13 protein-coding genes are annotated in these 14,739 nt (G+C 39.5%); 11 read left to right on the top strand and 2 right to left on the bottom strand.

The window, feature by feature from the left end:
• Positions 1–7: 7 nt before the first annotated feature.
• The 5 genes from ruvB to yajC all read left to right on the top strand — a co-directional run bounded on the left by ruvB (position 8) and on the right by yajC (position 3,757).
• Complete coding sequence (ruvB, locus tag ACXAE4_RS04705; protein WP_028411698.1) at positions 8–1,009, top strand: Holliday junction branch migration DNA helicase RuvB; 1,002 nt, start codon at positions 8–10, stop codon at positions 1,007–1,009.
• Positions 1,006–1,206 carry a DUF2905 domain-containing protein gene (locus tag ACXAE4_RS04710; RefSeq protein WP_028411697.1) on the top strand — a complete coding sequence of 67 codons (201 nt, stop codon included), beginning with the start codon at positions 1,006–1,008 and terminating at the stop codon, positions 1,204–1,206. The genes ruvB and ACXAE4_RS04710 overlap by 4 nt, the downstream gene beginning before the upstream one ends.
• Before the next feature lie 23 nt (positions 1,207–1,229).
• A complete protein-coding gene (queA, locus tag ACXAE4_RS04715; RefSeq protein ID WP_028411696.1) occupies positions 1,230–2,258 on the top strand; it encodes a tRNA preQ1(34) S-adenosylmethionine ribosyltransferase-isomerase QueA in 1,029 nt (342 codons plus the stop codon).
• A gap of 23 nt (positions 2,259–2,281) precedes the next feature.
• Complete coding sequence (tgt, locus tag ACXAE4_RS04720) at positions 2,282–3,421, top strand: tRNA guanosine(34) transglycosylase Tgt (protein ID WP_013059317.1); 1,140 nt, start codon at positions 2,282–2,284, stop codon at positions 3,419–3,421.
• Positions 3,422–3,493: 72 nt separating this feature from the next.
• Positions 3,494–3,757, top strand: coding sequence for a preprotein translocase subunit YajC (yajC, locus tag ACXAE4_RS04725; RefSeq protein ID WP_028411695.1), 264 nt, complete (start codon positions 3,494–3,496; stop codon positions 3,755–3,757).
• Positions 3,758–3,792: 35 nt separating this feature from the next.
• On the opposite strand, the gene ACXAE4_RS04730 is transcribed toward yajC, so the two are convergent.
• Positions 3,793–4,176: a TIGR04086 family membrane protein gene (locus tag ACXAE4_RS04730; protein ID WP_014458132.1), complete on the bottom strand. Its 384-nt coding sequence runs from the start codon at positions 4,174–4,176 to the stop codon at positions 3,793–3,795.
• A 146-nt stretch (positions 4,177–4,322) separates the two neighbouring features.
• Between ACXAE4_RS04730 and ACXAE4_RS04735 the strand changes: the two genes are divergently transcribed.
• Complete coding sequence (locus ACXAE4_RS04735) at positions 4,323–4,976, top strand: DUF421 domain-containing protein (RefSeq protein ID WP_028411694.1); 654 nt, start codon at positions 4,323–4,325, stop codon at positions 4,974–4,976.
• A 20-nt stretch (positions 4,977–4,996) separates the two neighbouring features.
• On the opposite strand, the gene spoVB is transcribed toward ACXAE4_RS04735, so the two are convergent.
• Positions 4,997–6,607, bottom strand: coding sequence for a stage V sporulation protein B (spoVB, locus tag ACXAE4_RS04740; RefSeq protein WP_028411693.1), 1,611 nt, complete (start codon positions 6,605–6,607; stop codon positions 4,997–4,999).
• Positions 6,608–6,671: 64 nt separating this feature from the next.
• Between spoVB and ACXAE4_RS04745 the strand changes: the two genes are divergently transcribed.
• From ACXAE4_RS04745 to ACXAE4_RS04765, 5 genes are all read left to right on the top strand, one after another.
• The gene (locus tag ACXAE4_RS04745) at positions 6,672–6,965 is read left to right on the top strand and encodes a post-transcriptional regulator (protein WP_028411692.1); all 294 of its coding nucleotides are present in this window, start codon (positions 6,672–6,674) and stop codon (positions 6,963–6,965) included.
• Between the two features lie 137 nt (positions 6,966–7,102).
• Complete coding sequence (gene secDF, locus ACXAE4_RS04750) at positions 7,103–9,340, top strand: protein translocase subunit SecDF (RefSeq protein ID WP_028411691.1); 2,238 nt, start codon at positions 7,103–7,105, stop codon at positions 9,338–9,340.
• Between the two features lie 140 nt (positions 9,341–9,480).
• The gene (gene recJ / locus ACXAE4_RS04755) at positions 9,481–11,823 is read left to right on the top strand and encodes a single-stranded-DNA-specific exonuclease RecJ (RefSeq protein WP_028411690.1); all 2,343 of its coding nucleotides are present in this window, start codon (positions 9,481–9,483) and stop codon (positions 11,821–11,823) included.
• Positions 11,824–11,838: 15 nt separating this feature from the next.
• Complete coding sequence (locus ACXAE4_RS04760; RefSeq protein WP_013059309.1) at positions 11,839–12,351, top strand: adenine phosphoribosyltransferase; 513 nt, start codon at positions 11,839–11,841, stop codon at positions 12,349–12,351.
• Positions 12,352–12,536: 185 nt separating this feature from the next.
• Positions 12,537–14,735, top strand: coding sequence for a RelA/SpoT family protein (locus tag ACXAE4_RS04765; protein WP_289578469.1), 2,199 nt, complete (start codon positions 12,537–12,539; stop codon positions 14,733–14,735).
• Positions 14,736–14,739 lie beyond the last annotated feature (4 nt).

The raw sequence follows: 14,739 nt of genomic DNA on the forward strand, positions 1-14,739 counted from the left end.
GAGTAAAATGGACGATCGTATTGTAACGGGAGATGTTCTTGGTGAAGAAGAAATCATCGAGCAAAGTTTGCGGCCGCAAACCTTACAGCAGTATATTGGTCAGCATAAAGTAAAATCCCATCTTGACATTTTTATTAAAGCTGCCAAAATGCGAAGCGAAACGTTAGATCACGTGCTCTTATATGGTCCTCCAGGATTAGGTAAAACAACCCTTGCCACTATTATCGCTAATGAAATGGGCGTGCAAATCCGAACGACCTCAGGGCCAGCCATTGAGCGTCCAGGCGACTTAGCCGCGGTTTTAACCAGCTTAGAGCCTGGAGATGTGCTTTTTATTGATGAAATTCATCGATTAAATCGTTCAGTTGAAGAAGTACTGTACCCAGCAATGGAAGACTTCTGTTTGGACATTGTGATTGGAAAAGGGCCGAGTGCACGTTCTGTCCGTCTTGATTTGCCTCCGTTTACGCTAGTAGGTGCAACAACAAGAGCAGGGCTTTTATCTTCTCCTTTACGTGATCGCTTCGGCGTTTTAAGCCGTTTGGAATACTATCAAGAAGAAGATCTTGCTTCGATAGTAGAAAGAACAGCAGCTATTTTAGATGTAGAGATTGATCAGAAAGCGACGTTTGAGATGGCTAGGCGTGCTAGGGGAACTCCACGTATTGCGAATCGCTTGCTTCGAAGAGTCAGAGATTTTGCCCAGGTAAAAGGAGACGGAGCTATAACTGAAACCCTTGCTACTGAAGCATTAGAAATGTTACAGGTGGACCGTTTAGGTCTTGATCATATTGACCATAAATTATTAAGAGGGATTATTGAAAAATTTAGAGGCGGGCCTGTAGGCTTAGATACAATATCAGCTACTATTGGTGAAGAATCTCACACGATTGAAGATGTATACGAGCCTTATTTACTACAAATTGGCTTTTTGCAGCGAACGCCTCGAGGACGAATTGTGACTCCTTTGGTTTATGATCATTTTCAGCTGGAGGTGCCTGATCAGTGAATGATATGCCTAAGATGCTGATCACATTAGGAGGCATTTTAGTAGTCATTGGGCTGTTATGGCAGTTCGTTGGCAAGCTTCCTGGCGATATTTTTATTAAAAAAGGAAATACAACCTTTTATTTCCCGATTGTGACATGTATCCTAGTAAGCGTTGTGTTATCACTTATTTTTTATGTAATTGGCAGATTTAAATAATTAAGTAGAAACAGGTGAACATTTTGAAAGTAGATTTATTTGATTTTCATTTACCAGAAGAATTGATTGCGCAAACACCACTTGAGCAGCGAGATGCATCAAGACTCATGGTATTAAACAAAGAAACAGGAAATGTGAAACATCATATGTTTCATGACCTTCTTGATTATGTGCAAGAAGGAGATTGTTTAGTGTTAAACGATACGCGTGTTCTTCCTGCACGTTTATTTGGCACAAAAGAAGATACAGGTGCTAATATTGAAGTATTGCTTTTAAAACAAACACAAGGCGATACGTGGGAGACGCTTGTAAAACCGGCTAAGAGAGTAAAAGAAGGAACGGTTATTTCGTTTGGTGACGGACGTCTGACTGCTGTATGTAAAGAAACGAGCGATCAAGGCGGACGTTTGCTAGAATTCAACTATGAAGGCATCTTTTATGAGGTGCTTGAACAGTTAGGAGAAATGCCGCTGCCGCCTTATATTAAAGAACGTTTGGATGATCAAGAGCGCTATCAAACGGTTTTTGCCCGTGAGCAAGGTTCTGCAGCAGCGCCAACAGCAGGTCTTCACTTTACAGAAGAGATGCTTGAACAGTTAAAAACAAAAGGTGTGCATATTGCATTTTTAACGCTTCATGTCGGATTAGGTACGTTCCGTCCAGTCAGCGTTGACGACTTAGAAGAGCACGATATGCACGCAGAGTTTTATCAAGTGAGTGAAGGAACCGCGGCTTTACTAAACAGCGTACGCGAAAAAGGCGGACGCATTATTTCAGTAGGTACAACTTCTACCCGTACTCTTGAAACAATTGCAACTGAGCATAACGGAAAATTTGTTGCTTCTTCAGGCTGGACCAATATTTTTATTTTCCCAGGGTATGAATTTAAAGCAATTGATGGAATGATTACAAACTTCCATCTTCCAAAATCTACGCTCATTATGCTTGTAAGTGCCTTAGCAGGAAGAGAAAACGTCATTTCTGCCTATGAACAAGCTGTAGCAGAGAAGTATCGCTTTTTCAGCTTCGGCGACGCGATGCTAATCGTGTAATTTAACATGAAAGGAATACATCAATGACAGCAATTCGTTACGAACATATAAAAACTTGTAAACAAACAGGAGCGCGTTTAGGTATTGTCCACACGCCTCATGGTTCATTTGAAACGCCTATTTTTATGCCAGTAGGCACATTAGCTACAGTAAAAACAATGTCTCCGGAAGATTTAAAAGCAATGGGGGCAGGCATTATTTTAAGTAATACGTACCATTTATGGCTTCGTCCAGGTCATGAAATTGTTAAAAAAGCAGGTGGTCTGCATAAATTTATGAACTGGGATCGTCCTATCTTAACAGATTCAGGCGGCTTCCAAGTTTTTAGTTTAAGCGATTTGCGCCGTATTGAAGAAGAAGGCGTTCATTTCCGCAACCATTTGAATGGAGACAAGCTTTTCCTATCTCCAGAAAAAGCGATGGACATTCAAAATGCGCTTGGGTCTGATATTATGATGGCATTTGATGAATGCCCACCTTATCCAGCAGAATATGACTACTTAAAACGTTCAGTAGAGCGTACTAGCCGATGGGCAGAGCGATGCCTTGAGGCTCACAGCCGCCCTCAAGACCAAGGTCTTTTTGGAATTGTTCAAGGCGGAGAGTTTGAAGATTTACGCCGTCAAAGTGCAGCTGATTTAGTATCAATGGACTTCCCAGGTTATGCTGTGGGAGGCCTGTCAGTTGGAGAACCAAAAGATGTGATGAATCGTGTGCTTGAGTTTACGACGCCATACTTGCCAACTGACAAACCTCGTTATTTAATGGGAGTAGGATCACCTGACTCGTTAATTGATGGAGCAATTCGCGGGATTGACATGTTTGACTGCGTATTACCAACGCGTATTGCACGTAACGGAACGCTTATGACAAGTGAAGGTCGTCTTGTTGTTAAAAATGCCAAATATGCAGAAGACTTCGGTCCGATTGATCCAAACTGTGACTGCTACACATGTCAAAATTATTCAAGAGCGTATATTCGCCACTTAATTCGCTGTAATGAAACGTTTGGAATTCGTTTAACATCTTACCATAACTTATATTTTCTGCTAAACTTAATGGAGCAAGTCCGTGAAGCCATTCGCGAAGACCGACTTGGCGATTTCCGCGATGAGTTCTTTGAAAAATATGGGTTTAACGGCCCAGACGCAAAGAATTTCTAGGTCACTACAGGAATTTTCATCAAATTTATGAATGAGTACCTGTTGATAATATAAATAAAAGGAGGAGTTTTCATGGGTGTTTTACAAAATATTTGGCCATTACTTTTAATGTTTGTCATTTTCTATTTCTTGTTAATCCGTCCACAGCAAAAACGTCAAAAAAACGTACAGCAAATGCAATCAGCACTTAAAAAAGGTGATAAGATTGTTACAATTGGCGGTATGCACGGTTTGGTAGAAGCAATCGATGAGTCACAAGTTGTGGTTCGCAGCACTGACGGTTCAAAATTAACATTTGACCGCAATGCTATTCGTGAAGTAAGAAGCGTAGATTAATAAAAAAACGTCACGTACATGTACGTGACGTTTTTTTATGCTTCTCGTGAACCGGCAATGTTTACGCCAACAATTCCCCCGAGAATAGCGACTCCAATAAACCCAGCGTGAAATAAAAGCTGCTGTGCAGAAAACAGGTGACTATAGCCGAGGAATTGTAGTAAAAACATTAAAAAAGAATAAGAAATACCAGTGGCTCCTCCAACAAGCAGTCCCTTTGAACCGTTTCGTCCTCCCGCGATAAATCCTCCGATAAACAGTGTAATAAATGAGAGAATAAGTAAAAATAAACGTACGGACTGTTCTTCAAGCGATGTGAATTTTAAAATAAGCGAAAAGATAATGCTAATCGCTAAAGCCATCACTAAGATTGTTGCTACCCCTGCAAATACAGCGTTGCTCATTCGTTTTGCACCCAACTTGTTTCCCCCTCATGAAATAAAAAGATAGGTGAACCCTTAGTACGAGCATATTCGGGATGACTTCAAAATAGACGCATAAAAGTAAGGCTATTTTAAAATAAATGGTACAAACTACAAGGGAATACATAAAGGAGGTCTTTGCAGTGGAACTATTAATCATGGTTGCGCGAACCGTGCTTTTGTATGTAGTAGTTTTAATTATTTTTCGCGTTATGGGCAAAAGGGAAATAGGAGAGCTGAGCATTTTGGATTTAGTTGTCTTTATTATGATTGCTGAAATGGCAGTAATGGCTATTGAAAACCCAAAAGATCCTTTGCTGTATTCAATTCTTCCGATGTTAACGCTTCTTATTATTCAAATTGGTTTAGCTATATGGTCTCTTAAAAGCAATCGAATGCGAAATTTTATTGATGGTAAACCTAGTATTATCATTGAAAATGGAAAAATAAATGAACATGAAATGAAAAGGCAGCGATATAACTTCAATGATTTGCTTGTGCAGCTACGAGATAAAAATATAAAAAATGTAGCTGATGTTGAATTTGCTATTTTAGAATCTTCAGGAAGGCTATCCGTGTTTGAAAAAGATCAGCAATCAGGTAAAAAAGGCAATTTGAATTTGCCTTTTATCATTGACGGCGTTATTCAAGAAGAGCATCTGTTGCATGAACATAAAACAACGGAATGGTTAAGGCAGGAGTTAGAGAAACTGGGGCATTCAAACTTAGACAAGATTTCATATTGCAGCTACGACAACGGAAAATTTTTTATAGATTTAATAGATGTGAAACAATAAAACGCGGAGTGCTCCGCGTTTTATTTTCGTTTAAAATAACGTAAAACAGAAAAGCGATTTAATTCTTCTTTTGTTATCAGTCTAAAAAGCAGCAAAAACAGTACATATACAAAGCTTGTCAGTGCAATTGATAAAATGGTTCGTAAGCTTAACGGGATGGAAGTGAAAAGGTTCATATAAGCAAAGTGTCCAATAAAGCCTGATATGCCCATTACAGCAAAGCTGCGAAGATACTCAAACACATGAAGCTTATACGTGATTTTTTTCATGACCGTAGACAGATGTAAAAGAGTGACAAGCATCATTCCCACAACAATTGCAAGGCCAGCTCCCATAATGCCTAGATTGGGCTGAGTTGCGAGTAAGAAGATAAGAGACGTTTTGACCGCTGCTCCTATAAAACTGTTAATCATGGCGGCTTTTGCAAGGTCTAGCGCCTGCAAAACAGCTTGAAGCGGCCCTTGAAAGTAATAAAAGATAAAAAAAGGCGCCATGACTTTGACAAAAATAGCAGCTTTGTCAGAACCATACATCAATTCCATTACCGGATTAGCAAATACATAAAGAACAACAACGGCCAGTCCGCCTGTTACAAACGACAAGCGGAGAGCTTGATGAAGCCGATATTCGATTTGTTTCATTTGATTCTGTGCAAGAGATTCACTGATTGCGGGAACCAAAGAAGTGGATAGAGACACCGTTACAAAAGAAGGCAGCATCAGGAGAGGGAGTGCAAAGCCTGTTAATTCTCCGTACTGCTTCGTTGCTACCGCTGTCGCTACTCCTGCAATTGCTAAACTTTGAGCTACTACAATAGGTTCTAAAAACCAAGAAATTGACCCAATCATGCGGCTTCCTGTCGTGGGAAGAGCGATTCGCATTAAGTCAAGGAACGTATCTTTGCCCGCATGTAAAGAAGCAAAAAATTTTCGTCTTACCGTTATTTTCTTCTTTCGCTTGAACATAAACACCATGTAAAACAGGGAAGCGAGCTCTCCAAATACCGAAGAGAGCATAGCGCCAGCCGCGGCGTACTCAATTCCATAAGGTAAAAATGCTTTTGTACAGACAGCAATTAACGTAATTCGCACCACTTGTTCAATAATTTGAGAATAAGCAGCGGGCTTCATTTGCTGCTTTCCTTGAAAATATCCGCGAATGACAGACGACACGGCGATGATCGGAATAACAGGAATAATCGCAAGCAGCGGATAGATCGTACGTGAATCTGTAAAGAAGGTTTTTGCTACAACGGGAGCGAATAATATTAGTCCGAGCGTAAATAAAACGCTCAGCGTACACGTAATACTTAAAGAGACGACAAGTATTTTTTTTATTTTATGCCTGTCACCTAAAGCTTCTGCTTCTGCCACTAACTTCGATATGGCAACCGGTAGCCCAAGCTGTGTTAAGGTGATTACTAATACCAGCGTGGGGACCGCCATCATATAAAGTCCCACACCTTCGTCTCCAATCATTCGAGCCACCACAATTCGATTGACAAACCCGAGTACACGTGTAATTAAGCCAGCAATTATTAAAATAATAGTTCCCTGTAAAAATTTAGACATATACTCACTGCTTTCTTGAGGTTTATACAGTGAATATATGCGCCGTCGGTGTCCAAGCATGACAAGTATTCCTCATACGAGAAAGAAATTTTACGCAAAATGTCAAACGGAAAGGAGGATCAATATGACACATCCATTTATTTCAGCTTCGAAAGAACTTATACAGCCTGTCGTATCCAGCAAAATGGAAGAATTTCATATGCTCGGATATGAAGAAGTAACGGAGAACGATTTATTGAGTTATTTGGAAATGAAAAAATGGAAAAAAGAAAAGGAGCTATCTCTCCATCAAGTTGTAAATGATATTTTATCTGTTAAGATCACGCAGGTGATGAGCTATGTAACCATTGAATCTTATAAATCTGATATGTTCTCAAGTGTTAATAATGGAGAAGACTGGAAAGAATTATTAAAGTAGAGTTTGTAAAATACATGTATTAAAATTTGATAAGGTCTTTATTTGACAGACATTAGGTTATGAATGATAATTAGATTGGTCATTTATCTATTGTTATCATTTCATGTTTTTTACATAAGAAGGAGGATTTTCTGTCGATGGTTAAAAGAGGACGTATCGTTGCCTTTTTCCTCTTAGTACTGCTTGTGTTTAGTACAATCGGAACAACGATGACTGGAATTACAAAAGATATTAAACTTGGCCTCGACCTTCAAGGTGGATTTGAAATTTTATATAAAGTCAGTCCAGCTAAAAAAGGCGATGTCATTGACAAAAAGGCACTTAACAGCACGGTTGAAGCGCTGCGTCAACGTGTCGATGTACTGGGAGTTAGTGAGCCCAGCATTCAAATTGAAGGAAACGACCGCATCCGTGTTCAGCTAGCTGGTGTCACGAATCAAAAGCAGGCCAGGGATCTGTTATCAACTCAAGCAAACTTAACGTTCCGTGACGTGAACGATAAGGTGCTGATGGATGGTACAGACTTAGCGCAAGGCGGAGCAAAGCAATCGTTTGACCAAAGCAATCAGCCTAGCGTCTCACTAAAGTTAAAAAATGCGAAAAAATTTGAAAAGATTACGCGAGAGCTTTCTCAAAAACCAGCACCTAACAATTTAATTGTCATTTGGCTGGATTATGAAGAAGGAAAAGACTCGTACCAAAAAGAATCAGCAAAACAAAATCCGAAGTACCTGTCTGCAGCTTCTGTTAGCAGCGTGTTAACACAGCCAGATGTTGAAATTTCAGGTGGAAACTTCACAGTGAAAAGTGCAACGCAGCTGGCGGAATTGTTAAATGCCGGGTCGCTGCCAGTTAAATTAGATGAGCTATACTCTACATCCGTTGGAGCTCAGTTTGGAGAAGAAGCTCTTCATACGACTATATTAGCGGGTATTATCGGCATCGGAATTATCTTCCTTTACATGCTGTTTTTCTACCGTTTACCGGGGCTTATTGCCATTATTACACTCAGTTTTTATATCTACTTAAACTTAGTTGTATTTGACTGGATGCACGTGGTTATGACGCTTCCAGGGATTGCGGCTCTTATTCTCGGCGTAGGTATGGCAGTAGATGCGAATATTATTACCTACGAGCGGATTAAAGATGAACTGAAAACAGGAAGGTCTGTTATATCGGCTTACCGGGCAGGAAATCGTCGCTCACTTGCGACCATTTTTGATGCCAATATTACAACAATGTTAGCGGCTCTTGTACTGTTCTTTTATGGTCAAAGTTCAGTAAAGGGATTTGCAACAACATTAATGATTGGGATTGTGCTAAGTTTTATTACGGCCGTATACGGTACGCGTTTATTAATGAGCCTTTTAGTAAACAGCCGCTGGTTTGATAAAAAACCAGGCTACTTTGGCGTGAAGAAAGAGCAAATTCACGATTTAAGCAAAGATGACGGCACAACCGTTTTACCTACAGCGTGGGATAAAATTGACTTTGTTAAATACCGTAAAGCGTTCTTCACATTCTCAAGCGTGCTCGTGATTATCGGTATTATCTCGGTTGCTGTGTTTAGGCTGAACCTCGGTATTGACTTTACGAGCGGAACTCGCATAGAGATTCCCGCAAATCATACCGTTACGCAGGCTGAGATACAGCGTGAAATGAAGTCTCTTGATATCAAAACGGATGACATAGTTATTACAGGAAAAAGTAATGATACGGGTGTCGTACGTGTAGTTGGGGTCTTGAATAAAAAAGAAATTGCCAATTTAAAAGACCACTTTAAAGACAAATACGGTTCTGAACCAAACGTAAGCACCGTTTCGCCGACAGTTGGAAAAGAACTGGCGAAAAATGCAATGATGGCGATTGTGATTGCTTCAATTGGAATTATCATCTATGTAACGATTCGATTCGAGTTTTACATGGCGCTTGCAGCCGTGCTTGCTCTGCTGCATGATGCGTTCTTTATCGTTACGGTCTTTAGCTTAACAAAGTTAGAAGTAGATTTAACGTTTATCGCCGCTGTCTTGACGATTGTTGGTTACTCAATTAACGATACAATCGTTACGTTTGACCGCATTCGTGAAAATATGCAGAAATTCAAATCCAAAACGTTTGACGATTTGGCATTTATCGTAAATCTAAGTTTACGCGAAACGTTTACTCGTTCGATGAATACCGTGTTAACAGTTGTGATTGCAGTTGTAGCACTTCTTGTATTCGGAAGTGAGTCCATTCAAAACTTCTCAATTGCCCTGTTAGTAGGTTTAATTCTTGGTGCATATTCATCTGTGTTTATTGCTGCGCAGCTATGGCTTGTGTGGAAAGGTAAACAGTTGAAGCGTGAGGAACAAAAAGAAGTAGAAAGCAAGTAATTCAAAAACGTGCGAAGTGTTCGCACGTTTTTTTGTACGTGAAAATTTAAGGCGCACTGTCAGAAAAATATGCTTATTTTCTTTCGTTGCTCCATTTCATCCACTCTAGTATAATAATGTGGGTTAAGGGGTGAAGAGACATGTTACAGTCAAAAAAACGTTGGAATGTTCAAGAATGTGATGAACAACTTGTTAATGAATTTGTAGAAAACCTCAATATTACACCTCTAGTAGCTTCGTTATTACTTAATAGAGGCATGACAACAGTAGAAGCGGCACGTGAGTTTTTACACGTTGATGCACAAACGTTCCACGATCCGTTTTTATTGCACGATATGGACAAAGCAGTAGCTCGTATTCAGCAAGCAATTGATCATAATGAAAAAATTATGATCTATGGAGATTACGATGCGGACGGCGTCAGCAGTACTTCAGTTATGTTATCTGCTTTACAGCAGCTCGGCGCTGATACTGATTTTTATATTCCTAATCGCTTTACAGAAGGTTATGGGCCGAATAAGGCAGCATTTGATAAAATAAACGCAGGCGGCTATCAGCTGGTGATTACGGTAGACACAGGTATTTCGGCAGTCGAAGAAACGGCGTATGCACGTGAATTAGATTTTGATTTAATTATTACTGATCACCACGAGCCGGGTCCGGTTTTACCCGATGCCTATGCAATTATTCATCCAAAGCTGCCGGGCAGTACATATCCATTTAAAGAACTGGCAGGTGTAGGAGTTGCTTTTAAACTTGCTCATGCGCTGTTAGGGGAGCTTCCGGAACATTTGTTAGAACTAGCAGTGATTGGGACGATTGCTGACTTAGTTCCTTTAGTCGACGAAAACCGCTTAATTGCTCGCAAAGGTCTTGACTATCTCAAGCTCACGAAGCGTACTGGAATTGAAGCGCTGCTGAGCGTATGTGGAGTAAAACGCGAAGAAATTACTGAAGATACAATTGGATTTGCCATGGCTCCTCGCATTAATGCAGTAGGACGTCTTCAAGATGCTGATCCAGCTGTTCATTTGCTTATGACAACAAATGCTGAAGAAGCAAAAGGTTTAGCTAAAGAAATTGATGCGTTAAACAAGGAAAGGCAGCAAATCGTAAACGATATTACGGAAGAAGCCGTTGAATTTGTTGAAAGTATGTATCCTCCGGATGAAAATAGCGTTCTTATTGTAGAGGGAGAAGGATGGAATGCAGGCGTTGTTGGAATTGTTGCTTCTAGGCTCGTAGAAAAGTTCTACAGACCAACAATTGTATTAAGTGTTGACTCTGAAAACCGTATTGCTAAAGGTTCAGCAAGAAGTATCCAAGGCTTTGACTTATTCGCGAACTTATCTAAATGCCGTGACATTTTGCCGCATTTTGGAGGGCATCCAATGGCAGCCGGCATGACGTTAAACAGCGAGGATGTAGAAGAACTGCGCAGACGCCTTAATGAACAAGCAAGCAACGTGTTAACTCAACAGGACTTTATTCCAATTACATCAGTTGATACAGTATGCAAAACAGAGGAAATTACCCTGGAAAACATTGAACAAATGAGTGCGCTTGCTCCATTTGGTATGCATAATCCGAAGCCAAAAGTTCTCATTAAAGATGTTCATACAACATCTATGCGGAAAATTGGTGCGAATAAAAATCATTTAAAACTCGTATTTGAAGACAGCGGTGTATCGGTTGATGCAGTAGGATTTGGGTTAGGCTATATATTAGATGAAGTATCTCCTATAGCTAAGGTATCATTAGTAGGTGAACTATCCATTAATGAGTGGAACAATATGCGCAAACCGCAGCTGATGGTAGAAGATATCTCTGTAGATGAGTGGCAGATGTTTGATTATCGCAGCGCGGTTGATGTCAAACGTTTCTTTGAACAGGTATTCACAGATCAAATGAAAGTTGTTGCTTTTCACGATTCAACAATTGATAAATACAAGTCGATGCTGCCGATGGAACATGTTGTTCTTATTCAAAATGAAGAACAGGCAAAAGCATGCATGTTTGCAGGAGAACAGATCGTTTTATTAGATTTGCCTCCATCACAGAAGTGGCTTGAAGCTTTGTTTGTCCAAGGTATTCCTTCTAGGATATACGCTATTTTCTTAACGGAAGAAGACCATTATTTTGATACAATCCCAACTCGCGATCACTTTAAATGGTTCTACGGCTTTTTAGCGAAAAAGGGTCCTTTTGATTTAAAACGCTACAAAGAAGATTTAGCAATTCATAAGGGCTGGTCGAAAGAAACGATTGATTTTATGGCAAAGGTGTTTTTTGAGTTAGAATTTGTTACAATAAACAATGGCTTAATTTCGTTAGTGAAAAATTCTACGAAACGTGATTTAATAGAATCTGCGACTTATCGCCAAAAGCAGCAGCAGATTGAAATAGAAAAAAACTTTATTTATACGTCATATGTACAGCTTAAAAATCAATTTCAAGATATTTTTAAGCGTTCGATTGAATGAGGAGGCAACATTAGAATGAATTTTAAAGATTATATTACAATTGTACCTGACTGGCCAAAACCAGGTATTACATTTAAAGATATCTCAACATTAATGGATAACGGTGACGCATACCGTGCCGCAACGGATGAGATTGTAAAATATGCCAATGATAAACAAGTTGATATTATCGTAGGACCGGAAGCTCGCGGATTTATCGTTGGTTGTCCAGTAGCCTATGCGTTAGGTATCGGCTTTGCACCTGTTCGTAAAGAAGGAAAATTACCGCGTGAAGTAATTAAAGTAGATTACGGTTTAGAATACGGTAAAGACGTATTAACGATTCACAAAGATGCAATTAAGCCAGGTCAGCGCGTGTTGATTACAGATGATTTATTAGCAACAGGCGGTACAATTGAAGCGACAATTAAGCTTGTTGAAGAATTAGGCGGAATTGTTGTTGGAGCTGCGTTCTTAATTGAACTTTCTTACCTTGACGGCCGTGACAAACTAGACGGTTACGATGTATTCACATTAATGACGTATTAAGAAGAACGATCACAAAAAAAAGAGTACCTGATACAGGTGCTCTTTTTTCGTTAAAAAACGTGAATACGTAAAATGGAAATGATGTAAATTTCATAAATTAGACGCAAAGGCTTTACATCCTTGGATTTTTTCAAGATAATAGTTACAATATGAATTAAAAATGCTAGTTGATAAAAGGTGATTTCATGGCAAATGAGCAAGTCCTAACAGCGGAACAGGTCATTGACAATACGAAGCGATATTTAAATGAAGAAGACGTGGCTTTTGTACAAAAAGCATATGATTTTGCAAAAGAAGCTCACAAAGAACAATATCGCAAGTCGGGTGAACCATATATTATCCACCCGATTCAAGTCGCAGGAATTTTAGTTGATCTAGATATGGATCCAGCAACAATTGCAGCTGGATTTCTACATGATGTGGTCGAAGATACAGAGATAACACTAAAGGATTTAGAAAAAGCTTTTAACGAAGAAGTAGCAATGCTAGTAGACGGCGTAACGAAACTTGGAAAAATTAAATATAAGTCTAAAGAAGAGCAGCAGGCTGAAAATCACCGCAAGATGTTTGTGGCAATGGCTCAAGATATTCGAGTCATACTGATCAAACTTGCGGATCGTCTTCATAACATGCGTACGCTGAAGCATTTACCGCAGGAAAAGCAGCGACGCATTTCAAATGAAACGCTTGAAATTTTTGCTCCTCTTGCTCATCGTCTTGGTATTTCAAAAATTAAGTGGGAGCTTGAAGATACAGCTTTACGTTACTTAAATCCTCAGCAATATTATCGCATTGTCAATTTGATGAAGAAAAAGCGTGCGGAACGCGAGCAATATTTGGCTGAAGTTATTGATGAAGTTCGTGAGCAAGTAGATGAAGTGTCGATTAAAGTTGAAATTTCAGGACGTCCAAAACATATTTATTCCATTTATCGTAAAATGGCACTGCAAAACAAGCAGTTTAATGAAATTTACGATTTACTAGCTGTGCGCATTATTGTAAATAGCATTAAAGACTGCTATGCGGTGTTAGGGATTATTCACACGTGCTGGAAACCAATGCCAGGACGTTTCAAAGATTATATTGCGATGCCAAAACAAAATATGTACCAGTCTCTTCATACGACGGTTATCGGACCAAAAGGTGATCCGTTAGAAGTTCAAATTCGAACATTTGACATGCACCAAATTGCTGAGTATGGAATTGCTGCTCACTGGGCTTACAAAGAGGGAAAAACAGCTGAGCATGCTTCATTTGAAGAAAAGTTAACGTGGTTTAGAGAAATTTTAGAATTTCAAAATGATGCAAACGATGCAGAAGAGTTTATGGAATCTCTAAAAGTTGATTTGTTTTCTGACATGGTTTATATTTTTACGCCAAAAGGCGACGTCATTGAGCTTCCTTCGGGTTCTGTTCCAATTGATTTTTCCTATCGTATTCATTCTGAAATCGGAAATAAAACCATTGGAGCAAAAGTCAACGGCAAGATGGTTACGCTTGATTACCGTTTGAAAACGGGGGACATTATCGAAATTTTGACGTCTAAGCATTCATATGGTCCAAGCAAGGACTGGTTAAATCTTGCTCAAACGTCTCAAGCCAAAAATAAAATTCGCCAATTCTTTAAAAAGCAAAGCCGCGATGAAAATATTGAAAAAGGCAAAGAGCTGGTTGAAAAAGAAATTCGTCAAATGGAGTTTGACTTAAAAGAAGTATTAACAGCTGATAATATCAAACGAGTAGCGGAGAAGTTTAATTTCTCAAATGAAGATGATATGTATGCAGCTATTGGATATAACGGATTAACTGCGGCTCAAGTAGCTAATCGTTTAACCGAGAAGTGGAGAAAGCAGCGCGATCAAGAACAAGAGATCCAAATTGATGACATTGCACGCGACACTGCGGCTAAACGTGTTCGCCAGCATAAACGAAAAGATTCCGGTGTTATCGTACCGGGTGTAGAGAACATGCTGATTCGCTTGTCTAAATGCTGTAATCCAGTTCCCGGAGATGAGATTGTTGGTTTTATTACAAAGGGGCGGGGAGTATCTGTTCATAGAGCAGATTGTTTAAACGTTCACACAGATGATGCTGAAAGCCGTCTTATTCCTGTAGAGTGGGAAACACATATTAAAGAAGGCAAAGAGTTTAATGTGGAAATTGAAATTTCGGGCTACGACCGTCGAGGCTTACTAAATGAAGTTCTGCAGGTTGTAAACGAGACTAAAACGAATATTTCAGCCGTTTCAGGAAAATCGGACCGAAACAAAATGGCTACGATTCATATGTCAATTTCTATTCATAACATCAGTCATCTTCATAAAGTGGTCGAGCGCATTAAGCAGCTTCGAGACATTTATTCAGTTCGCCGAATTATGCATTAAGAAA

This window comes from Priestia sp. ABM2_011 (assembly GCF_056158845.1).

Excerpts from the sequence above, each read along its gene's own strand:
- ruvB (WP_028411698.1), top strand. The coding sequence starts at position 8 with ATGGACGATCGTATTGTAACGGGAGATGTTCTTGGTGAAGAAGAAATC.
- tgt (WP_013059317.1), top strand. The coding sequence starts at position 2,282 with ATGACAGCAATTCGTTACGAACATATAAAAACTTGTAAACAAACAGGA.
- yajC (WP_028411695.1), top strand. The coding sequence starts at position 3,494 with ATGGGTGTTTTACAAAATATTTGGCCATTACTTTTAATGTTTGTCATT.
- spoVB (WP_028411693.1), bottom strand. The coding sequence starts at position 6,607 with ATGCTTGGACACCGACGGCGCATATATTCACTGTATAAACCTCAAGAA.
- ACXAE4_RS04745 (WP_028411692.1), top strand. The coding sequence starts at position 6,672 with ATGACACATCCATTTATTTCAGCTTCGAAAGAACTTATACAGCCTGTC.
- secDF (WP_028411691.1), top strand. The coding sequence starts at position 7,103 with ATGGTTAAAAGAGGACGTATCGTTGCCTTTTTCCTCTTAGTACTGCTT.
- recJ (WP_028411690.1), top strand. The coding sequence starts at position 9,481 with ATGTTACAGTCAAAAAAACGTTGGAATGTTCAAGAATGTGATGAACAA.
- ACXAE4_RS04760 (WP_013059309.1), top strand. The coding sequence starts at position 11,839 with ATGAATTTTAAAGATTATATTACAATTGTACCTGACTGGCCAAAACCA.
- ACXAE4_RS04765 (WP_289578469.1), top strand. The coding sequence starts at position 12,537 with ATGGCAAATGAGCAAGTCCTAACAGCGGAACAGGTCATTGACAATACG.